This window comes from Blautia intestinalis, from assembly GCF_014297355.1.
In the GTDB taxonomy this organism is placed as follows: domain Bacteria; phylum Bacillota; class Clostridia; order Lachnospirales; family Lachnospiraceae; genus Blautia_A; species Blautia_A intestinalis.
The window spans coordinates 318,970-341,501 of the sequence record NZ_JACOQE010000001.1; the positions used below are offsets into that span (position 1 = coordinate 318,970).

A 22,532-nucleotide genomic window follows, 5' to 3' on the forward strand; every position below is an offset into this window, starting at 1 on the left:
GATATGCGCAATAATGAAAAAGGATATCATATAAGAAAGACGAGGACAGATGAAATGAGATACGAAACCGTGATGGATCTGCATACACATACAATTGCAAGCGGCCACGCATACAATACGCTGCGCGAAATGGCAAAAGCAGCAGCGGACAGGGGACTTGAGATTCTGGGAATTACAGAACATGCACCGATGATGCCGGGAACCTGCCATAATTATTACTTTCATAATCTGAAAACTGTTCCGAGAGAACTTTACGGTATTCGGCTGTTTCTGGGAGCAGAACTGAATATCCTGAATCCGCAGGGGGAAGTCGATCTGAATGAGGCGGAACTTCGGGGAATGGATATCGGAATTGCCAGCCTTCATTTGCCGTGCATGAAGCCGGGAACACGTGAGGAAAATACAAGTGCATATCTGAATGCGATGAAGAATCCATATGTCAATATTATCGGACATCCGGATGACGGACGTTATGAGGTAGATTATGAAGCTCTCGTACAGGGGGCAAAGGAATATGGTAAGATTCTGGAAGTAAACAATCATTCAATTGTACCGAATTCATTTCGGCAGAATGCAAGGGAAAATGACGTAAAGATGCTTAAATTCTGTATGAAATATCAGGTCCCGGTAGTGATGGACAGTGATGCACATTTTGATACACACATTGCGGAATTTGATGCGGCAAGAGGACTTCTGGAAGAACTGAATTTTCCGGAGGAGCTGGTTGTGAATCATTCTGTGAATGCGTTGAGGGGGTATATTAACGCATTAAAATAGTTCTTGCTTTTCACATGTTAAAGTGTTAAAATACGATGTATACGGAATAAGACACAGATCAGTAAATAAGACTAAAACAAAATGGAACCAAAGGAGAAGGGATCATGGGTAAAAAAATCAGAACAGAAGAGGTTGACCATTTATTTGAAGCAATCCTTTGTCTGAAGAATAAAGAAGAGTGTTATACATTTTTTGAGGATGTATGTACGATTAACGAGCTTCTTTCTCTGTCACAGCGTTTTGAAGTTGCAAAGATGCTGACAGACAAGCGCACATATCTGGATATTTCTGAAAAGACCGGTGCATCTACCGCGACGATCAGCCGTGTAAACCGTTCTTTGAATTACGGAAACGACGGTTATGAGATGGTATTTGCCAGAATGAAAGAAAAAGAAGCAGAAGGCAAGACAGAAGAATAAACGACATAATCAAAGAAAGATCACATAAGAAAAAGAGGAACAGATTATGGAGCAATGTAAACTCCGATAACCTGTTCCTTTTCTATTGTCTGTCTGAATTATTCAGAAGTTGTTTTATTTCCGGGAGGTCATATACTGATAGACATCCGCGGAAATTTTTTTGATGGTTTCCTGTGCGCTTGAATTGTTCTGGATGTTGTTTGAGAGCACACAGAGAACATACGGATGCTCCTTATCAAAAACAATCGCGATGTCGTTTTCGACTGCGCCGAGACCGTCACCTGCAGAAAGTTCGCCGGTTTTGTTGGCGGTATCCACACCGGACGGAATGCCGGATGGGATTTTGCCGGTACGTGTCTGAGCCTTCAGAAGTGCCAGCATGTCGGCGGAAGCATCTGCGTTTACCATGGTTCCGCTGTAAATGTCAGACAGGAGACGGCAGCAGTCGGATGCACTTGTATAATTATCATCGGTCGGGTTGGAAGCGAGAAATTCCCGCCCGAGATGTGTCGATGTATAGCCGTGTTCCTGACAGAATTCATTTAAGACGGATGCGCCGTTCTGAAAATCCCCGCCGCCAAGTCTGCGTGCAAGCTTGTTTGCAGCATCGTTGTCACTCACTGTGATCATCTGGGGCAGGAGAGACTTCAGACTGCTTTCATAATCAGAAGAAGGTTCCGTCGCTCCATCGGCGTAAACAAGTTTATCGAAGACAGCAGCCATGATGAAAGCTTTGATCACGCTGGCAGACTGCATGGATACTTCTGCATTTACAGTACTGTAAGCATGGTCGCTCAGATCCATGGCAGCAATTGCCCAGGTTTCATTAGCTGCTTCAAGTGGATCGACATAAGTCTTTTCCAGTGTATCAGTCAGATCGGAAAGATGTTCTCCTGATCCGGTGAGATCAGATGCAACGATGTTGAAGTACTCATCAATTCCATCGGCAATTCCTTTAGCCATTGTTTCGTGGTGGGAAGTATCGGTGATATACATGTCATCACTTTCATTACTCATAAATCCCATTTCCAGGATCGCAACAGGTACAGTGCTCCAGTTGGTACCGGTCATGTTGTCAGCAGAGATCACACCTTTGTTGGCAAGTCCGGTGGCAGAACAGTAGCTGTTTATGATACATTCGGCCAGAGTATTACTTTTTTCGATAAGGTCTGTATCAAGATACTGGTTGGCGCTGGTCGGTGCCATAGTAAGTGCTCCGGCAGCGGATGCGCTGTTGTCGCTGTTTGCATGAATGCGGACGGTGATATCTGCATCCTCAGAGGTGGCAAATTCCGCACGTTCTTTGTTGCTGATCGCTTTATCGTTGTCTTCGCGTGTCATGACGACTTTATATCCGCGGGAAGTCAGTTCCTTTTCAAGAACGAGAGATACCTGCAGATTTACTTCGTATTCCGGAACTTTGGAATAGTTGCCGGTGGTGCCGGTCGTTGCCTTGTTTTTGGTCTGAGAAGAGCCGGGAGCCATCGGTTCCTGGGCACTCATATCAACCCAGCTGCCCTGATGTCCCGGATCGATGCATACGGTAAATCCGGAGTTATCGGAAGAAGCACGGGAGGCAGTGTTGGCTGCAGACCAGTCAATTCCGGAAGAAGCGGTATCTCCGGTGTTTTTTGAATTATCAGAATCAGAACTGTCAGAATCAGCGGTTGAATCAGTGGAATCTCCGCTGCCAAATACAGATGAAGACGGAGCCTTGATCATGGCCTGTCCCTGCTCGCTTTCATAAGTGGTTTCTTCAGAAGCCCAGGTTGTGGACGGAAGTAAAAGAAGCAGGCATCCGGCGAGAAAAATGGCTGAAAATTTTCGCATTTTTTGTATCCTCCTGATGAATTTATTTTACAGAAATAACTTCATATATGATATACTATAATAAAAAATTTGACAAGGACGGTTCAGAGTCCTTCGAAAGAAAAAGGGGGCTACACTATGAAAAAGAATCACACATGGATCAGGCAGATCACGAGAGTTTTGCTGACACTGATGCTTACGCTTGTGGTTTCTGTACCGGTTATGGCAGAGCCGAAGGCAGTTGATGTCGGTACACAACTGTCGAATATGTACACTGTGACCGTTGCGAGCGGATATCTGGCACTTCGTACAGAGAAAGCATACCGGGATGCGAATGAGATCGGTCAGCTTTACACCGGCGAGAGCGTGGAACTGGAAGATGCGAGTGACAGTACTTACTGGTATGTATATTCATCGAAGTATGATAAGTACGGATATGTGAACCGCAAGTATCTGGCAAACTCTTCATATGAATGTACAGTCAGTGTGCAGAGTGGATACCTGGCACTTCGTAATGCAAAAGCTTTTAAATCATCTAATGAGATTGCGAAACTGTATTCCGGAGATATTGTCCAGATCGCAGATACCAGCGATGATACTTACTGGCTGGTATATGCACCGGACTTTGACAAAGGCGGATATGTCAATAAGGATTATCTTGTAGACCGTAATCCGGTGATCCGCAAGACAGTCAAGGTAACAAGCGGATATCTTGCTCTTCGAAGCGAGATGGCATATGATGATGCGAATGAGATCGGCAGACTGAATACCGGAGATATCGTACAGATCGCAGATTCCAGTGACAGTACCTATTGGAAAGTATACTCTGAACGACTTGGAAAATACGGATATGTAAATAAAAATTACCTGCAGTGATGCAGGTAATTTTTATTGCGGAAAGTATGAAAGATAAATTCTGCATATTATTTTTTTGATTTGTGTTTCGGATCATAATCGGTCGTGGCGCGAAGATCATCGATCATCTGCTCAATCAGCATTTTTTTGACATAAACGTCAAAGCTTAAGAGACAGATAAAGGAAAATAATTTGAGAAAATCCCGATCTTCTTCCGGTGCATCCTTAAAAGTACCCTGAGCGATCTCGTAACGTTCCAGAAGCTCTTTCTGGAGTGCCTCAATCTGGCCCTTTTCCATGCTGAACACTTCTGTATAGATAGAAGTGAGATCTAGATTTTCATCTGATTTAAAATATTTGTCGGTCAGCGGTCCGAGCAGTGTCTGGATGTCGTTGATCGACAGAATGTTTTTAAAGTAGTAGATAAAGATCAGAACCAGCAGATGCTCTTTGGAATAGCGCTTCTTCTCGGGGGAAGGAAGCAGATTATTTTTTGCGTAGTTGTTGATCATGGTCTTGGTGAGGATCTTATCATCTTTGTAACGCTTTGAATGTGCAAGCTGTGCTTCCATAAAGGTGGTTACCTGATCCATATAAAGATCTATATTCGGAATATCCTCTGGCTTCACATAGCCGATTCCGGAGACGCGTTCCAGAATATTGTGGATGATAGATTCTGTATTTACTGACATATATTCATCTCCTTTGCCTGTTCAGACAGGCAGAATGGTGATTTGACACCTATATGCTTTATTATATAGTTTCAAATACTACTTGTAAATGGTTTTTTTAAAATTCCTTTACCCCGTACAGGCTTTCATGTATAATAACAGAAGACATGAAAACATCAGTTCGACATACAGAACTGACTAATGAGAGACAGGAGAAATCTGATGAGCATATACGATACATTAAATGACCGCCAGAAGGAGGCGGTTTTCTATACAGAAGGACCGCTTCTGATCCTTGCAGGAGCAGGGTCAGGAAAGACCAGAGTACTGACACACAGGATCGCATATCTGATTGCGGAGAAGGGAATCAATCCGTGGAATATCCTTGCGATCACATTTACAAATAAGGCTGCACACGAAATGCGAGAGCGTGTCGACCGGATCGCAGGCAATGTCGGCGGAGGCAGTGTGTGGGTATCCACTTTCCATTCTACATGTGTGCGCATTCTGAGACGTCACATCGACCGCCTTGGCTATGATAATAATTTTACGATCTATGATGCAGATGACCAGAAAACCCTGATGAAAGAAATCTGCCGCAAGATGAACATCGATACAAAGAAAGTTAAGGAACGCGCACTTCTGGCGCAGATTTCCCATGCGAAGGATGAGCTTCTGAATCCGGATGAGATGGAGATGAATGCCGGAGCAGATTTCAATCAGAAAAGAGCAGCTCAGGTTTATCGTGAATATCAGGCAGCACTTCGAAGAAATAATGCGCTCGATTTTGATGATCTGATCGTAAAAACTGTTGAGCTGTTTCAGAACTGCGATGATGTACTGCAGACTTATCAGGAGCGGTTCCGATATATCATGGTTGATGAGTATCAGGACACGAATACTGCCCAGTTTAAGTTTGTAAGCCTTCTTGCATCCAGATATGAAAATCTTTGCGTAGTAGGTGATGATGACCAGTCTATTTACAAGTTCCGCGGAGCCAATATCGGCAACATTCTGGGATTCGAGAGAGTATTTCCGAATGCAAAAGTCATCCGTCTTGAGCAGAATTACCGTTCTACGCAGAATATCCTTGATGCAGCGAACGGTGTGATAGCCAACAACACTGAGCGTAAAGAAAAGACTCTCTGGACGGAGAACCCGGAAGGGGAGAAGATACATTTCCGTCAGTTTATGAACGGCTATGAAGAAGCAGAATATGTTGTGGGTGATATTGCGAAGCGCCACCGTGAAGGTGCGGCAGATTATCATGACTGCGCGGTGCTTTACCGTACAAATGCCCAGTCACGCCTTTTTGAAGAAAAATGTCTGCTTGCGAATATCCCGTACAAGATCGTCGGTGGTGTAAACTTCTATGCACGAAAAGAGATCAAAGATCTTCTGTGTTATTTAAAGACTGTAGACAATGCAGCAGATGATCTTGCCGTACGACGTATCTTAAATGTACCGAAGCGTGGAATCGGTGCAACGACTGTCGGCAGGGTGCAGGATTATGCGGATATGATGAATATCAGTTTTTATGATGCCCTTCGTGTGGCGGAGGAGGTTCCGTCAATCGGAAGAAGCCTGTCAAAGATCGAGGGCTTTGTAACTTTTATCCAGTCATTAAAGAGCAAAGCACAGGCATATTCTGTGTCAGAACTTCTTGAAGAGATCATTGACCTGACCGGGTATGTGGATGAACTCAAAGCCGAGGATACTGATGAGGCAAGAGCAAGAATCGAAAATATTGATGAACTGATTTCGAAGACAGTTTCTTATGAAGAAGCTATGAAGGATGAAGAACGTGAAGCGACTCTGTCCGGCTTTCTTGAGGAAATCGCTCTGATCGCGGATATTGATTCAGTTGATGAAAATCAGGATTATGTGATTCTGATGACGCTTCACAGTGCAAAGGGACTGGAGTTTCCGTATGTTTATCTTGCCGGTATGGAAGACGGGATGTTTCCGGGCAGCATGAGTATCTTTTCAGGAGATCCTTCCGACATGGAAGAAGAGCGTCGCCTGTGTTATGTAGGCATTACCCGTGCCATGAAGGAGCTGACCCTGACCAGTGCACAGCAGCGTATGGTACGTGGGGAGACGCAGTATAACCGTGTATCCAGGTTTGTGCGGGAGATTCCGCGTGAACTGGTAGAACTCGGACATACTGTGCAGGAACACAAGCCGAAGATGCCGGAGACGAAATCTTCACTGAACAGTTATCTTCAGATGAAGAAGAATTTCCATACGAAGGCATTTCAGCCACAGAACTTCAAAGTGACCAAAGCGGATTCGCTTGATTACGGAGTCGGTGATACCGTGCGTCATGTCAAATTCGGTGTCGGCATTGTTAAAGATATCGTAGAAGGCGGCAGAGATTATGAGGTTACCGTAGATTTTGACCGCTTTGGTACGAAAAAAATGTTTGCAGCATTTGCAAAGCTGAAAAAAATCTAACTTTTTTCTTAAGAATTCTTAATGTTTTCGTACTTTAGTTGCTTCATCCGTCAGGGAATGCTATACTGTTTTATATGAAAAACGAAGGGAGTACATCATGAAAAATCTTTTAAAAGGTCTCACGAGAATACTCCCTGCTTATGGAGTTTTTCCGGTTATATTTTCTTTTGTATTTAATTGTCTTGTCTATTCCGGCTCAAGAATGATAGCAGGCGGATGGTATCACCACAATATCGAGACAGATGTGGATAGAAGCATCCCTTTTGTCCCGGAGTTTCTGGTGATCTATTTTGGATGCTATGTTTTCTGGGCCGTCAATTACATTCTTATTGCAAGGCAGGATCGGCGCAGCGTCTATCAGTTTTTTACAGGAGATTTTATATCAAGATGTGTCTGCCTTGTGTTTTTTCTTGCATTTCCAACGACAAATACAAGACCGTTGATCACAGGGAGCGGTTTGTGGAATCAGGCAGCTCTGTGGCTGTATTCAATTGACGCGGCGGACAATCTGTTTCCGTCCATCCACTGTCTGGTAAGCTGGTTCTGTTATCTGGGAATCCGTGGCAGGAAAGAAATTCCGCGCTGGTATCAGAGGATGTCCATGGTAATTGCAGTTCTGGTGTTTGCATCCACACTCCTTACGAAGCAGCATGTGATCGTAGACGTGGCAGGCGGAATCCTTCTTGCTGAATTTTGCTTCTTCATCGGAAGGAAGACAGATCTCTACAGGATATACGAAAGATTTGGCAGCAGGATCGAACAAAAAATTCGCAGGCTGACAGAAGGGTGAGCTGCTTATGAAAAAAAATAAAAAAGTGATCTTCAACGGAGTCTTTCTGGTGGTTGTATTTGCACTTACAATCTACGGAGTGTTTCATGGAGAAGATCTTGAATCTATGATGGATGCCATACGCAGTGCAGATAAGCGCTGGCTTGCACCCGGGCTTGCGCTGGTCGCATTTTTTATCTGGGGTGAATCGATCATTATCTGGTATATGATGCGTTCGTATGGAATCAAACTGAAAAAAAGAACCTGTTTTCTTTTTTCATCGGTAGGTTTTTTCTTCAGCTGTATTACACCGTCTGCAAGTGGCGGACAGCCGATGCAGGCATACTACATGAAAAAGAAAAATATACCCATACCGGTATCCGCCGTGATTCTTATGATCATTACGATTACATACAAACTGGTGCTTGTTGTGATCGGAATCGGTGTGGCGGTATTTGGAAGAGGATTTCTTCATCAGTATCTTGAGGGGATACTTCCGGTATTTTATCTTGGACTTGCACTGAATATTTTCTGTGTGACTTTTATGACAATACTGGTATTTCATCCGCTCCTTGCAAGAACCTTTATGGTATGGGGACTTAAGATACTGGAAAAGCTTCACATTCTCCGCAGGAAAGACGGAAGACTTAAGAAGCTGGAAGACTCTATGGATGCATACAGAGATACGGCGGCGTATCTCAAAACTCATTCAAAAGTGATCGCAAACGTAATTGGGATTACCTTTGTACAGAGAATGGCAATGTTTGCGGTGACCTGGTTTGTATACAGATCTTTTTCACTGTCAGGCACGGGATTCTGGACGGTGTTGTTTCTGCAGGCGGTGATTTCTGTTTCTGTTGATATGCTTCCCCTTCCGGGAGGTATGGGAATCAGTGAAACACTGTTTCTGACGATTTTTGCACCGGTTTTTGGAACACTGCTTTTGCCGGGAATGGTTCTCTGCAGAGGACTTGGTTATTATGGGGAGCTTTTGATCAGTGCTCTTTTTACCATCGTGGCACAGCTTACGATCGGGCAGGAGCATGACAGCAAAGAGAGGGAGAGTTACGAATGATAGGATTTTATGATTATACGGTAGTTGTTACATATATCAGTCTTGTTTCTTCAATAGTGGGTATGTTCTGCGCAATTGACGGGAAACTTACGATAGCAGTTTTCTGTCTGGCATTCTCCGGACTGTGTGATATGTTTGACGGAAAAATAGCGAGAACAAAGAAAGACAGGACAGACGACGAGAAATCCTTCGGCATTCAGATAGATTCTCTCTGTGATATTGTCTGTTTCGGAATTTTTCCGATCATTCTTGGATACAAGCTGGGCATGTGCAAGTTCTACAGCGTTATCATACTTGCGTTCTATGGTCTGGCTGGTGTGATCCGTCTGGCATATTTTAATGTAATGGAAGCAAAGAGACAGAGTGAGACAAGCGAAAACCGTAAATACTATCAGGGACTTCCGATCACATCAATGGCTGTGATCATGCCGTTTCTGTTTGTGGCATCTATGTTTTTTCCGGGTTTCCGTTATTTTGTAGGGCTGCTTCATGCGGCAATGCTGATCGTTGGATTTTTGTTTATTTTTAATTTCCGTTTCCGCAAACCGACAAATAAAGAACTGGTTGTTCTGGTTTCGGTTGTGGCAGTAGCAGTCTTCTTTATTCTTTTCTATAAGGAAGCATGGTGGGCTCGTCATGGTGTTGTGACAAAACTGAAAGGAGTGGCTCCGTGAGCAGCTATACAGCAGACAGACAGGGAAATATTTACAAAAACGATTCCGGGCAGGACTGTTTTCTTGAGAAGATGTACGGCTGTGCATTTGGCAGGGCATTGCTGAAGCCACTGGTAAATCCGGTTTTATCTGAGCTTGGCGGCAGGATTCTTGATTCCCGCCTTTCAGCTCTGGCAGTACCGGCATTTATCCGTCATGCCGGAATCGACATGCGGGATTATGAGAAGAGAAAATTCTGGTCGTACAATGACTTTTTTACAAGAAGGATCCGTGAAGGCGCGCGACCGGTCAGTATGGTTCCGGAACATTTTGTAAGTCCATGCGACAGCCGTGTGAGTGTATATCCGATCGATGAGAATTGCAGGGTAAAAATCAAACATACTCCGTATACGGTTGTGGAGCTTCTGAAGAATCCGGTACTTGCGAAGCGTTACGAAGGCGGATGCCTCTGGGTATTCCGGCTCTGCGTAGATGATTATCACCGATACATCTATATTGATGATGGTTTTGAATCAAGGAGAGTACACATTGATGGTGCGCTGCACACCGTCAATCCGGTGGCAAACGATGTTTATCCGATCTATAAAGAAAATACAAGAGAATATGCGCTGCTTAAAACTGTCAATTTCGGCACGGTCCTTATGATGGAAGTCGGTGCTCTGATGGTTGGCAGAATCGAGAATGTTCCGCTTCGGGGCAGAGTAAAGCGAGGCAAAGAAAAAGGCAATTTTGCTTTCGGTGGCTCGACGATTGTACTGATGACTCAGAAAGACCGTGTATTACCGGATCCGGACATCCTCCTTAATTCCGAAAAGGGAATCGAGACGAGAGTACATCTGGGAGAAAAAATCGGTGTATCAGAAGTAAAGAATGATGATGGGTCACTGTTTACAGGTAACGATGATAGTGAGAGCATCAGCGAAAATTTATGAGAAGATATGGTAAAATGAAGCAATTAGTGGTATACTATAATTTATAAAATGAGTTTGAGCGAGAGGAAGGTGCCCATCATGAGTCTGAATAATTTATTACAGAACGAAAAAATTGAAGATTTACTTGCTGCCTTAAAGAAAAAAGAGGACGAAAAAGAAAAAAATACAGTCCTTTGGGTACTGGCGATCATCGGTGCTGTTGCAGCAGTAGCAGGTATTGCGTTTGCAGTATATCGTTTCTTTGCTCCGGATTATCTGGAGGATTTCGAAGAAGATTTCGATGATGACTTTGATGATTATTTCGAGGACGAAGAAGAGTAAGAGTAGCATGAATCAGCAGCTCCGGCAGATAACCGGGGCTGTTTTACTGCTCAGTCTCTGGCAGGGCAGTACGCTTCGCACGTAAAGATATAGATAAGGAATAAATATAATGAAAAAAGGTGAAATTTACGAGGGTATAATAGAAAAGGTAGACTTTCCGAACAAGGGGTATGTCTGTATTGACGATCAGAAAGTGCTGATCAAGAATGGAATCCCGGGACAGAAGGTACGCTTCATGATCCAGAAAAAACGTTCCGGCAGAGCGCAGGGACGAATCCTTGAAGTTCTGGAAAAATCTCCTCTTGAGACAAGAGATGCGGTGTGCAGCAATTTTCCGGCATGTGGCGGCTGCATGTATCAGACGATGTCTTATGAGAATCAGCTGGCAATGAAAGAAACACAGATTCGAGAACTTCTGGAGGATGCACTGGTACAGGGCGGTCAGGTAGATGAGAACGGTCTGGCGGATTTCGAATGGGAAGGCATCCATGGAAGTCCGATTGAGTTTGGTTACCGTAATAAGATGGAATTTTCCTTTGGAGATGAGTACAAAGACGGACCGCTTTCTCTGGGACTGCACAAGAAAGGCAGTACGTATGATATTCTGAATACAGATGACTGTAAGCTGGTGCATAAGGATATGACCGACATTCTGATCTGCGTACGTGAGTTCTTCAGAGAAAAAGGAGCTTCTTATTACAGGAAACTGCAGCATACAGGCTATCTCCGTCATCTGATGCTGCGCCGTGGTGTGACTTCCGGAGAGATTCTTGTACATCTTGTCACGACCACACAGGAGGAATATGATCTGGAACCTCTGAAGGAGCAGCTTCTTGCACTTCCGCTGGAAGGAAAAATTGTCGGTATCATGCACATTCTCAACGATTCTCTTTCAGATGTCGTACAGAGTGATGAGACAAAGATCCTTTATGGGCAGGATTATTTTTATGAGACGCTGCTCGGACTGAAATTCCGAATCAGTACCTTTTCTTTCTTCCAGCCGAATTCCCTGGCGGCGGAAGTACTTTATAATATTGTAAGAGAATACATTCAGAACACCAGCGGTATGGAGGTATTTGACCTTTACAGCGGAACCGGTACGATCGCGCAGCTTCTTGCACCGGTGGCAAAAGAAGTGATTGGTGTCGAGATCGTAGAGGATGCTGTAAAAGCAGCAAGAGAGAATGCGAAGCTGAACGGACTGGATAATTGCCGTTTCATTGCAGGCGATGTTCTGAAAGTTCTGGATGACCTGACGGAAAAGCCGGATGTGATCGTGCTGGATCCGCCGCGTGATGGTATTCATCCGAAAGCACTGCCGAAGATTCTTTCCTACGGTGTGAACCGTATCGTATATGTTTCCTGTAAGGCGACCAGTCTTGCACGTGACCTGGAGGCATTTCTTGCAGCGGGCTATCGTCTGGAAAAGGCATGCTGCGTAGATCAGTTCTGTGAAACAGTATGGACGGAAGCAGTGGCCCTGCTTGTAAAAGAATAAAAAATTCCCGGAGTATCTGGCTGATATTCCGGGAATTTTTACGTTATAGAAAATTACTGCGAAATGTTTCAATAACGTAAAAACGCTCCGCATAACCAAATATCTGATAATATTCTTGAAAATTTATCGGAAATATATTGACATATGTGACCGGCATGTTATAATACAATCAAACATATGAATGATTGTTCATATGAGAGAACGAAAGAAAAGAATAAGCATATAAAAGGAGAAGCCTACTATGAAAAAATCTTACAAAATCGAAGTTGACTGCGCAAACTGTGCAAACAAAATGGAAGAAGCAGCAAAGAACACTGCAGGTGTTAAGGATGCAGCCGTAAACTTTATGATGCTGAAAATGAACGTAGAATTCGAAGAAGGACAGGATCCGAAGAGTGTTATGAAAGAAGTTCTCAAGAACTGCAAGAAGGTTGAAGACGACTGCGAAATTTATTTATAAGAATGAATCTGGTTGCTCTGCTGCGGCTGCAGCAGGGCGATTTTCGAAAAGGAGAGAAAAGAGATGAATAAAAAGCAGAAAAAAATGCTGACACGTATTATCATAGCAGCGGTACTACTGGTCGTTCTGCATTTCATTCCGATTACAGGAATTCCGAGATTCATCTGTTATCTGGCGATTTATCTGGAAATCGGATATGATATTTTGAAAAAAGCTTTCAAAGGAATCAAAAACGGTCAGGTGTTTGACGAAAACTTCCTGATGGCGCTTGCCACAGTCGGCGCTTTCGGACTGGCAGTTTATGAGAAGAGTGGAGATTATAATGAGGCAATCGCCGTTATGCTCTTTTACCAGATAGGTGAACTTTTCCAGAGCTATGCAGTAGGCAAAAGCCGTCGCAACATCAGTGAACTGATGGATATCCGTCCGGATTATGCAAATATCGAAAAAGACGGCAAACTGGAACAGGTTGATCCGGATGAAGTAGAAATCGGTTCCGTGATTGTAGTACAGCCGGGTGAAAAAGTGCCGATCGACGGTGTGATCATTGAAGGAAGTACAACTCTGAATACAAGTGCCCTGACCGGTGAGAGTCTTCCGAGAAATGCAAAACCGGGAGATGAGATCATCAGCGGATGTATCAATATGACAGGTGTGCTGAGAATCCGTACTACAAAAGAGTTTGGTGAATCTACTGTATCCAGGATTCTGGAACTTGTCGAGAATTCCAGTTCCCGTAAATCCAGATCCGAAAACTTTATTTCAAAATTTGCACGATATTATACGCCGGCAGTCTGCTATGGTGCGCTTGCCCTTGCATTACTGCCGCCGATTGTAAATCTTCTTTTCTTCCACAATCCTGCGCAGTGGGGACAGTGGGTCTACCGTGCGTTGACCTTCCTGGTAATCAGCTGCCCGTGTGCACTTGTTATCAGTATTCCGCTCAGTTTCTTTGCGGGAATCGGTGGTGCAAGCAATGCCGGTGTCCTGGTCAAAGGATCAAACTATCTGGAAACACTGGCACAGACAAAATATGTTGTATTTGACAAGACAGGTACTCTGACAAAAGGTGTGTTTGAAGTTGCCGGTGTGCATCATAATACTATGGAAGAAGCAAAAATTCTTGAATATGCCGCACTTGCAGAAAGCTTTTCCACACATCCGATCAGCCGCAGCCTGAAAACTGCTTATGGCAAAGAAATTGATCAGAATCGTGTAACAGATGTAGAAGAAATCAGTGGAAATGGTGTTACCGCAAAAGTAGACGGAGTTTCTGTGGCAGTCGGCAATGCAAAACTGATGAAACGTATCGGAGTAGAGGCAGTCGAATGTCATCAGGTAGGAACGGTCATTCATGTGGCAATCAATGGTGCTTATGCAGGACATATCCTGATCGCTGATGTGCCGAAACCGACATCAAAAGAGGCAATCGCAAATCTTAAGAAACACGGCATCAAAGAGACAGTCATGCTGACCGGAGATATCGATAAAGTTGCACAGCAGGTAGCCGGTGAACTGGGTGTGGACCGTGTATACAGTGAACTTCTTCCGGCTGATAAAGTAACAAAGGTAGAAGAACTCCTTGCAAAAAAGACAGCGAAAGAAAAACTTGCCTTTGTTGGTGACGGTATCAACGATGCACCGGTACTTTCCAGAGCCGATATCGGTATTGCGATGGGAGCGCTTGGCTCAGATGCTGCGATCGAAGCCGCGGATGTCGTCCTGATGGATGATGATCCGCAAAAAATCGTCAAAGCAATCCGCATTGCGAAGAAATGCATGCGTATTGTTTATGAAAATATTTATTTTGCAATCGGTATCAAGGTTATCTGCCTGATTCTCGGCGCAGTTGGTATTGCCAACATGTGGGTTGCAATCTTTGCTGATGTCGGAGTTATGGTAATTGCTGTCCTGAACGCGATAAGAACCCTTTTTGTAAAGAAATTGTAACTACAGGTTACAAAGATGGGTTGAAAGAAAGAGAGATATATATGACAGAAGAAAGAGAAGAATTAAGCTGTGAATGTCAGGAAATCCATGAAGACCTTCTGAAGATCGTAAATGAGACCATGCCGGACGAGGAAGAATTGTATGATCTGGCAGATCTGTTCAAGGTATTTGCAGACTCTACCCGTATCCGTATTTTGTTTGTATTATTTGAATCAGAAGTGTGTGTCTGCGATCTTGCGAAAGTACTGAATATGACACAATCCGCAGTTTCTCACCAGCTTCGTATTCTGAAACAGAATAAACTGGTGAAAAACCGCAGAGAAGGAAAATCTATTTTTTATTCTCTTGCAGATGATCATGTACGGACGATCATCTCAATGGGAAGAGAACATATTCTGGAGTAAAGTATGGATTATCTGTCAAAGAATGTAGTGGCAAATTTAAAAAGAATAAGAAAGTCAAAATGCATGAGTCTGGATCAGGTTGCAGAACAGACCGGAGTCAGCAAAAGCATGCTTGCGCAGATTGAGAGAGGGACGGCCAATCCCTCTCTTGGCGTACTTGGTAAGATTACAAGTGGCCTCAGAATTGAATTTCAGGAGCTGATCCAGCCGCCCAGAGAAGACTGCCGCCTTGTAATGCCACGGACAGAGTTATTGCATTCAGAAAGAACAGATATTTAAATTTGAGACTGATCAGGACCATGTATATAAAAATACCGGCAGTGAGAAAGCCTGTTGCACTTGCTTTTTCCTTGATTATCATGGAAAATAGAAGACGGCATCGGAAGGTGATTTATGTCTGAAAGAAACATCGGAACAGAAAAGGGGAAAGCATATGATAAAAGCAGTTATTTTTGATCTGGATAATACATTATACAGCTATGATGCGAATCACGCTTACGGCATGGAAGCACTGGAAGGCTACTGCAGGGAAACATTCGGCATAACAGAAGAAGAGACACAGGAGTATTACAGAAAAGCAGGATATATTATGGCGAACAGGATCGGTACAGATACCGCTGCGCTCCACAGCCGTATGCTGCGTCTGCAATGTATGATGGAACTGTTGAAAAAACCGCTTTTTCCGCATGTGCAGAAGATGTACCATATTTACTGGGATGCATTTCTTCAGCATATAGAACCAAATCCGGGGGTTCTGGATTTCCTTATGGAACTCAGAAAAAGAAAGATACGCATCGGAATCGGTACAGATATGACGGCCTATATCCAGTACAAAAAACTCGAAGCGATCGGTGCGGAGGTCTATATTGATTTTATGGTTACCAGTGAAGAAGCCGGCGTGGAGAAACCACATTACCATTTATTTGAACTCTGTGTAGAAAAAGCAGGCGTCCGGGTGGAAGAATGCGCATTCATCGGAGATAATGTAAAGAAAGATATAGAAGGTGCATGGGAAAGCGGACTCAGAGGTATCTGGTATACGCAGGAAAAGGAACCAACGGAACGCAGATATTTCCCGATACTGCGCTCATTTACAGGAATCAATGTGGATGATTTCCTCGCGCAGCAATAAGAGTGCAGAATGATCGGGAAAAACTTCCACATGTAAAAGAGGTAAGACATCAGGGACTTCTGGTTGGTGTGGAATTTGATGATACGATCGGTGGTGTAGATGTAAAACACGGCTGCCTGGACCGCAAACTTCTGATCACAGCGATCGGAGCGCATATCATCCGTATGATTCCGCCGCTTATCGTGACAGAAGAAGACTGCGACAAAGCGGTTGCGATCATTGAAGATACGATCAAATCCCTGGAAAAATAAATAAGAAAGAAAAAGTGACAAGGGCGTCGCGGATCATCAATGAGTGGTTCGCGCGCTTTTTCTGTTAAGAGGAAATGAATAACAAAATTCGTGTGAGAGGAAATCGATATGAGACATCTGGTAATAACAATTGGCTGTGAATACGGAGCCAAAGGTAATGCCATAGGCAGAAAAATAGCAGAAGACCTCAATATCAAATTTTATAATCGTGAACTCGTGGACGAGATCATCGAAGAGGTCGGAATACCAAAAGAAATCATGGAAAACTGTGTGATCATCGGACGTTCAGCGGATTATATTCTCAAAGATTCCGATAAGATCAATCTTCTGAGGGCATTTATCTACGCTCCGGATGACGTAAGAATCCACAACATTATGGAGAGCCATAATCTTACAGAGAAGGATGCCGGAATTCTGCTTCTGGAAAAAGATAAACGATATCACAAACGTCATCTGGCACTGACAGGAAGCAACCGTGGTGACCGTCACAATAGAAATATCCTGATAGACAGCTCTTATCTTGGAACAGAGGGAACAGCAGATTACATCGAGGAACTTGTCAGAAGAAAATTCGGAAGCGGGGAGGAATGAGTCTATGGGACAGAAAAAATCAGAATTTGATAAAGTATTCAGTGCATGGGATATTCTTGTGATCGCTTTCGGCGCTATGATCGGCGGTTCTCCGATGGATGTTGCCAAGGCAGTCGGTGTAACTGCAAAATACGGTGGCAGTATTACAGAATATGAAGGGGCACATAAAGTACCCGGAAAAATCATCCCGCTTATTGCAATCCCGACGACAGCAGGCACCGATTCGGAGGTCACGGCGTTTTCGGTTATCACAGATCACAGCAGAGATTATAAACTGACAGTATTCAGTTATGAACTTTTTCCTTCTTATGCGATACTGGATCCGGAACTTCTGACATCTGCGCCGGCATCTGTGGCGGAAGCATGTGGAATTGACGCATTTATTCATGCAGAAGAGGCATATGTTTCTACAGCGGCCTCGCCGTTTTCGGATGCCATGGCAGATGATGCGATGAAGAGCGGAAATATTGCAGTCAATCCGAGATCTTCTCATAAGCGTGATATTGCAGAACTTTATCACAAAGCAATATAATAAGGAAGAATTTTTTTATGACATGCAGGTATATTTCATGTGAGATGTATCTGCATGTTTTGTTGTAAAAAAGCAGATCTCCGGTTTTGTCCTTGCAGGAAAGACATGGGAAGTGTTATACTTTTGTGGATAAAAGAAACAGAAAAAAGTTCACGGGGGGAAAACATGGAGCTTTTTGAATTTTATAAAAAAATAGAAGAATATCAGAATCAGAAAAACAATATTCTGGCTACGGTGCTTGAAGGGGAAAACAGTGGCAGCCGATATTTCCTTTCGGAGGGAGAACTCATCGCAGCGTACGGTGACGGTGCGATCCCGGATGAACAATTAAAAGAAATTGCCAAGGCAGAACAGAGCCGGATCACAGAGTCCGATGGCCGGAAAGTATTTGGGGAAGCACTGAAACAGCAGGCACATCTGGTGATCTGTGACAGTTTTGAGCATGGACTTGCTCAGATCCCGGACAGAGAAGATACGTATTTTCTGGTCGTGACCAGGGGACATCGGTATGATAAGGAATGTCTGGATATTATACTGAAAAAACCACATTGTTATGTCGGTATGATGGCAAGCCGTGGACGTGCGGCACTTCTTAAGAAACAGATGGAAGAAGAAGGAACCGACTGGAAACTGCTGGATAAGATCCATACGCCGGTAGGTATGCCGATCAATGCAGAGACACCTGAAGAAATTGCGATATCTATTGTATCCGAACTCATTCATGAAAAGAACAGTCTGCGCAAAACAAGCGGCTACAAAAAGGAACTGATGGAATACCTGACCGGAAGAAAGAAGGCAGAAAATGGAATGGCACTTGCAACGATCATTGAAAGACAGGGATCGGCGCCGAGAGAGATCGGGACAAAAATGCTGGTCCTTGCCGACGGCACATTAGTTGGGACGATCGGCGGCGGCTGCATGGAAAGTGAAGTGCAGCATCAGTGTCTGCGTATGATTCACGACGGGGACCGGACCGGAAAGATTTTTAAGGTAGATATGACCGTTTCCGAGGCAGAGGAAGAAGGACTTGTCTGCGGCGGTACCATGCAGGTGTTTCTGGAAGTTCTGTAGAGTTTTAATAAAACATTTGTTCGAAAAAAATAAAATTTAAAATACAACTATGTGTAGAACTGTGTTATAATACATGTACTCGATAAAAAGATATGTAATCGCAGGAAGCAGAGGGTATTTTCCTGTGAAGAGAATATGGAGGATGAAGATATGAAGAAAAGAAACATAATGGTTGCGTTACTTTGCAGCATGTGCCTGGCAGTCAGCTCTCCGATCCCGGCGATGGCTGACGGCACAAAGGTCGTAACACTCGGTGCAGACCTTACTCAGGATCAGAAGAATACAATGATGAACTATTTTAAGGCAGATTCCAGCCAGGTACAGGTCATCACTGTTACGAATCAGGATGAGCGTAATCTTCTCGGTAATTATGTTCCGAGTGAGCAGATCGGAACAAGAACTTTAAGCTGTGCTTACGTAAAGCCTACCCAGTCAGGCGGTATTAAAGTACGTACTGCAAACCTCAATTACGTGACCTGCAATATGATCGCGACAGCACTTTCCACAGCAGGTGTTACCAACTGCGAAGTTGTTGCAGCATGCCCGTATGAAGTATCCGGTACAGGTGCGCTTACCGGTGTCATGAAAGCATACGAATCCGCAAGCGGACAGGAACTTGATTCTACAAAGAAAGACCTGGCAGCGAAAGAAGTCGTTGTTACAGGTGATGTTGCACAGCAGGTTGGACAGGACAATGCAACGAATATCATCAATCAGGCGAAATTGCAGATTATTGGTGACAATATCCAGAATGCTGATGAAATCTACAATATCGTAAATAACATCGCTGTTCAGAATGGTGTTACTTTAACGCAGGATGAACTTGATACGATCGTTTCCCTTCTGCAGCAGATCGCACAGCAGAACTATGACATTCAGGAAATGAAGAAAACTCTGGAAGATATCCAGCAGAATCTCGAAGACAGCAAGAACGGAACTTCTTCTGATGACAGTTCTGATGACGATGCAGTGGATGAAGGAGAGGACATTACACAGAACGTTGACAGCGGAGCACTTGGTGATGATGTAAAACAGACTTCCACAGAAGATGCAAACCTTGCGAAGGACACCGGTGCAGATACCAACCAGACCGAAAATACAGATTCTTATGACAACAGCGGAACCGACAATATTCCGGATGCCAGCGGAGACGGCACCACTGAGAACGGAACTACAGAAGAGACACCGAATGAAAGCGAAGACGGAACAACAGACGGTTCCACAGAAGAAATCCCACCGGCCACAGGTGACGGAACAGATGAATCCACAGATAATACGAAGGATGCTTTAAACACAGATGATCTTTCAGAAGAGGCCAAAATCAAATTTGATCAGGCAAAACAGTTCTGTAAGGGAGAGTATGAAGGTGATCTTGGGGCACTTCAGTCCGTAGTAGAAGGCGTGACAGAGCCACCGGTAACACTGGATCAGGATGTTGCACAGAAACTCAGCCGGAAAGTACTTGAGACATATCTGAAAGTTCTGAAAGACGGCGGCACTTCTTATGTACCGGACGGAACAGAAGTTTACCTGTCTCAGGAGCTGAACATGCTTAATAAAGAATTAAAGACTATCTTCAGCACAGAAACAGATCCGGCAGAAGATGATATCCTCTACAGTACAGACAAAGAAGTTCGTCAGAAAATGTATGATGATACTTTGAGCTTCTTCGTGAAACTTTACGGTGAAGATACACAGGAGACACAGCCGGCAGAGGCTGCAGAAGATACTGCAGAAGCACAGGCTGCTTCCGAGGATACTTCTTATGATGCAACTGCAGAAGATGGTTCCTACACAGAGGAATATGCAGAATAAAATATCAGCTTTACAGGTCAGATTTCTAAGGGATGCTTCGGCATCCCTTTTTGCTTTATAGGAAATTACTCAGTAATTTTCCAATAAAGCAAAAACGCTCCGCGAGGATGTGACCAGATGCAAGAGGAATATGTCTGCTAAAGCAGACTGCATCTGGCACGCAAAGCGTAACAAGTCCATCAAAGATTGAGGGATGCAGGGAGTTTGAAGGGGACTTGTCCGCTTTGTTCTCTTCTATGAACAGACTGTGAAAAAGTGGAAATTCCCGGATGACTGTGATAAAATAAAAGAAGTTTTTAGCGAAAAAAAGTATAAATGGGTGAAAAAGAAAAAAGTTCCGAAAGGAGATAAGATATGGGTCTGGCAGTGGTTACACTGAAAAAAGGAGAGGGACGATTTTTGAAGTCTGGTGGAATGTGGGTCTTTGACAATGAGATCGCATCAGTCATGGGAAGTTTTGTAAATGGAGATATTGTACTTGTACATGATTTTGACGGATATCCGCTCGGCAGAGGTTTTATCAACAGAAATTCCAAAATTACCGTTCGTCTTCTGACAAGAAATGAAAATCAGAAGGTTGATGAAGATTTTTTTGAGAAGCGCGTGAGGAATGCATGGGAATACCGCAAAAAGGTTACGGATACTTCGAGCTGCCGCGTGATCTTTGGCGAGGCGGATTTTTTTCCGGGACTTGTGGTTGACAAGTTTGAGGATGTTCTGGTCGTACAGTCTCTGGCGCTCGGAATCGATCGCTGGAAAGAGCTGATTCTGGATCTTATTAAGAAAGTTATCGCGGAAGACGGTATTACGATCCGCGGTGTTTATGAGAGAAGTGATGCAAAAGTCCGTAAGCAGGAAGGTATGGAACTGTACAAAGGATTTATCGGGAAAGAATTTCCGACACTTGTCGAAATTCAGGAAAATGGTGTCAGATATCAGGTCGATATCAAAGACGGACAGAAGACAGGATTTTTCCTTGACCAGAAATATAATCGTCTTGCGATTCAGAAGCTTTGTAAAGATGCGAGGGTACTGGACTGCTTTACACATACCGGTTCTTTTGCACTGAATGCAGGAATCGCCGGAGCGAAAGAAGTAACAGGAGTAGATGCATCTGAGCTTGCTGTTCATCAGGCACAGGAAAATGCGAAACTGAACGGTCTGGATAAAACCGTAAAATTTATATGCGAAGATGTTTTTGAACTGCTTCCGAAGCTCGAAGAAGAGGGAGAAAAGTACGATGTGGTCATTCTGGACCCACCTGCATTTACAAAATCCCGCAGCTCTGTCAAAAATGCAGTCAAAGGCTACCGTGAGATCAATCTTCGTGGAATGAAACTGGTAAAAGACGGCGGATTTCTGGCAACCTGTTCCTGTTCCCATTTTATGGAATATGAACTGTTTACAAAAACAATCGGTCAGGCCGCAAGAAGTGCACATAAGAGACTCCGTCAGGTAGAATACCGCACACAGGCACCGGATCACCCGATCCTGTGGTCTTCCGACGAATCCTATTACCTGAAATTCTACATCTTCCAGGTATGTGATGATAAATAATCAGAGAAAATATAAAGCAGAAACAGATCACATAAAGGCAAAAGGTCATAAGAAAGAAGGACTTAGATGAGAGACAAGTTTAACAAATTTATGCAGGGACGCTATGGAGTAGATGCATTTGCGCGTTTTACGATGGGGGTGGCACTTGTTGCGATCATCCTTTCGATTTTTTTCCGCAGCGGAAGCAGAATAGGCGCACTTCTTGATACAGTTGGGCTTCTGGTGCTGCTGTATACATATTACCGCATGCTTTCCAGAGATATCCAGAAGAGATACCAGGAAAATGAAAAATATCTTGCTGCGACTGCAAAGCTCAGACAGCGTTTCAACAGAGAAAAGAGTATGATGAATCAGAGAAAGACACATCATATTTATTCCTGCCCAGGATGCGGTCAGAAGATCCGTATTCCGAGAGGAAAGGGCAAGATTGAGATTGAATGCCCGAAATGCCATACGAAATTTATTAAAAGAAGCTGATAAAACAGGTCAGCGTGACAGGGAGGAGGCGACAC

At 43.9% G+C, this 22,532-nt stretch carries 22 protein-coding genes and 2 pseudogenes; 22 read left to right on the forward strand and 2 right to left on the reverse strand.

All coding sequences use genetic code 11. The features are described from left to right. The first annotated feature begins 54 nt into the window (after positions 1–54). Together H8Z79_RS01415 and H8Z79_RS01420 are read left to right on the forward strand one after the other, a co-directional pair. Positions 55–777, forward strand: coding sequence for a phosphatase (locus H8Z79_RS01415; RefSeq protein ID WP_015541996.1), 723 nt, complete (start codon positions 55–57; stop codon positions 775–777). Between the two features lie 104 nt (positions 778–881). Then, a complete protein-coding gene (locus tag H8Z79_RS01420; RefSeq protein ID WP_015541997.1) occupies positions 882–1,196 on the forward strand; it encodes a YerC/YecD family TrpR-related protein in 315 nt (104 codons plus the stop codon). A 114-nt stretch (positions 1,197–1,310) separates the two neighbouring features. Here the strand turns inward: H8Z79_RS01420 and H8Z79_RS01425 are convergent, their stop codons facing one another. Next, a complete protein-coding gene (locus H8Z79_RS01425) occupies positions 1,311–3,026 on the reverse strand; it encodes a serine hydrolase (protein WP_187002659.1) in 1,716 nt (571 codons plus the stop codon). Positions 3,027–3,143: 117 nt separating this feature from the next. Here H8Z79_RS01425 and H8Z79_RS01430 point away from each other — a divergent pair, with 117 nt between their 5' ends. After that, positions 3,144–3,881: an SH3 domain-containing protein gene (locus H8Z79_RS01430; protein ID WP_118039397.1), complete on the forward strand. Its 738-nt coding sequence runs from the start codon at positions 3,144–3,146 to the stop codon at positions 3,879–3,881. Positions 3,882–3,928: 47 nt separating this feature from the next. On the opposite strand, the gene H8Z79_RS01435 is transcribed toward H8Z79_RS01430, so the two are convergent. Further along, positions 3,929–4,552, reverse strand: a complete 624-nt coding sequence (locus H8Z79_RS01435) for a DUF1836 domain-containing protein (protein ID WP_118039398.1) — start codon at positions 4,550–4,552, stop codon at positions 3,929–3,931. A 201-nt stretch (positions 4,553–4,753) separates the two neighbouring features. On the opposite strand from H8Z79_RS01435, the gene pcrA reads away from it, so the two are divergent. The 19 genes and pseudogenes from pcrA (at position 4,754) to H8Z79_RS01530 (ending at position 22,497) form a co-directional block, all read left to right on the forward strand. After that, positions 4,754–6,988 carry a DNA helicase PcrA gene (gene pcrA, locus H8Z79_RS01440; RefSeq protein ID WP_015542000.1) on the forward strand — a complete coding sequence of 745 codons (2,235 nt, stop codon included), beginning with the start codon at positions 4,754–4,756 and terminating at the stop codon, positions 6,986–6,988. 97 nt (positions 6,989–7,085) lie between these two features. After that, complete coding sequence (locus H8Z79_RS01445; protein WP_118039399.1) at positions 7,086–7,778, forward strand: phosphatase PAP2 family protein; 693 nt, start codon at positions 7,086–7,088, stop codon at positions 7,776–7,778. A 7-nt stretch (positions 7,779–7,785) separates the two neighbouring features. After that, a complete protein-coding gene (locus H8Z79_RS01450; protein ID WP_118039400.1) occupies positions 7,786–8,832 on the forward strand; it encodes a lysylphosphatidylglycerol synthase transmembrane domain-containing protein in 1,047 nt (348 codons plus the stop codon). After that, complete coding sequence (locus H8Z79_RS01455; RefSeq protein ID WP_015542003.1) at positions 8,829–9,506, forward strand: CDP-alcohol phosphatidyltransferase family protein; 678 nt, start codon at positions 8,829–8,831, stop codon at positions 9,504–9,506. Before H8Z79_RS01450 ends, H8Z79_RS01455 begins: the two co-directional genes overlap by 4 nt. Continuing rightward, a complete protein-coding gene (locus tag H8Z79_RS01460; protein WP_243023215.1) occupies positions 9,503–10,438 on the forward strand; it encodes a phosphatidylserine decarboxylase in 936 nt (311 codons plus the stop codon). The genes H8Z79_RS01455 and H8Z79_RS01460 overlap by 4 nt, the downstream gene beginning before the upstream one ends. A gap of 78 nt (positions 10,439–10,516) precedes the next feature. After that, on the forward strand, positions 10,517–10,759 hold the full coding sequence (locus H8Z79_RS01465; RefSeq protein ID WP_015542004.1) for a hypothetical protein: 243 nt from the start codon (positions 10,517–10,519) through the stop codon (positions 10,757–10,759). A 109-nt stretch (positions 10,760–10,868) separates the two neighbouring features. Continuing rightward, a complete protein-coding gene (gene rlmD / locus H8Z79_RS01470) occupies positions 10,869–12,257 on the forward strand; it encodes a 23S rRNA (uracil(1939)-C(5))-methyltransferase RlmD (RefSeq protein ID WP_118039402.1) in 1,389 nt (462 codons plus the stop codon). 241 nt (positions 12,258–12,498) lie between these two features. Then, complete coding sequence (locus H8Z79_RS01475; protein WP_072521974.1) at positions 12,499–12,717, forward strand: cation transporter; 219 nt, start codon at positions 12,499–12,501, stop codon at positions 12,715–12,717. Positions 12,718–12,780: 63 nt separating this feature from the next. Continuing rightward, positions 12,781–14,667 (forward strand): heavy metal translocating P-type ATPase, encoded by a 1,887-nt coding sequence (locus H8Z79_RS01480; RefSeq protein WP_118039403.1) that lies wholly within the window; start codon positions 12,781–12,783, stop codon positions 14,665–14,667. 41 nt (positions 14,668–14,708) lie between these two features. Then, complete coding sequence (locus H8Z79_RS01485) at positions 14,709–15,071, forward strand: ArsR/SmtB family transcription factor (RefSeq protein WP_072521972.1); 363 nt, start codon at positions 14,709–14,711, stop codon at positions 15,069–15,071. 3 nt (positions 15,072–15,074) lie between these two features. Continuing rightward, positions 15,075–15,350: a helix-turn-helix domain-containing protein gene (locus H8Z79_RS01490; RefSeq protein WP_015542009.1), complete on the forward strand. Its 276-nt coding sequence runs from the start codon at positions 15,075–15,077 to the stop codon at positions 15,348–15,350. A 154-nt stretch (positions 15,351–15,504) separates the two neighbouring features. Further along, complete coding sequence (locus H8Z79_RS01495) at positions 15,505–16,203, forward strand: HAD family hydrolase (protein WP_015542011.1); 699 nt, start codon at positions 15,505–15,507, stop codon at positions 16,201–16,203. 17 nt (positions 16,204–16,220) lie between these two features. Then, a pseudogene (locus H8Z79_RS01500) lies at positions 16,221–16,454 on the forward strand (aminotransferase class III-fold pyridoxal phosphate-dependent enzyme); the annotation flags it as partial. Between the two features lie 108 nt (positions 16,455–16,562). Then, positions 16,563–17,045: a cytidylate kinase-like family protein gene (locus H8Z79_RS01505; protein WP_015542012.1), complete on the forward strand. Its 483-nt coding sequence runs from the start codon at positions 16,563–16,565 to the stop codon at positions 17,043–17,045. A 58-nt stretch (positions 17,046–17,103) separates the two neighbouring features. Next, positions 17,104–17,499 (forward strand): annotated as a pseudogene (locus H8Z79_RS01510) (iron-containing alcohol dehydrogenase); the annotation flags it as partial. Between the two features lie 243 nt (positions 17,500–17,742). Next, complete coding sequence (locus tag H8Z79_RS01515; protein WP_225876896.1) at positions 17,743–18,648, forward strand: XdhC family protein; 906 nt, start codon at positions 17,743–17,745, stop codon at positions 18,646–18,648. Between the two features lie 150 nt (positions 18,649–18,798). Beyond that, positions 18,799–20,463 carry a DUF1002 domain-containing protein gene (locus tag H8Z79_RS01520; protein ID WP_225876897.1) on the forward strand — a complete coding sequence of 555 codons (1,665 nt, stop codon included), beginning with the start codon at positions 18,799–18,801 and terminating at the stop codon, positions 20,461–20,463. Positions 20,464–20,817: 354 nt separating this feature from the next. Then, positions 20,818–22,020, forward strand: a complete 1,203-nt coding sequence (locus H8Z79_RS01525) for a class I SAM-dependent rRNA methyltransferase (protein ID WP_118039406.1) — start codon at positions 20,818–20,820, stop codon at positions 22,018–22,020. 66 nt (positions 22,021–22,086) lie between these two features. After that, positions 22,087–22,497 carry a hypothetical protein gene (locus H8Z79_RS01530; protein WP_118039407.1) on the forward strand — a complete coding sequence of 137 codons (411 nt, stop codon included), beginning with the start codon at positions 22,087–22,089 and terminating at the stop codon, positions 22,495–22,497. Positions 22,498–22,532: the final 35 nt, after the last annotated feature.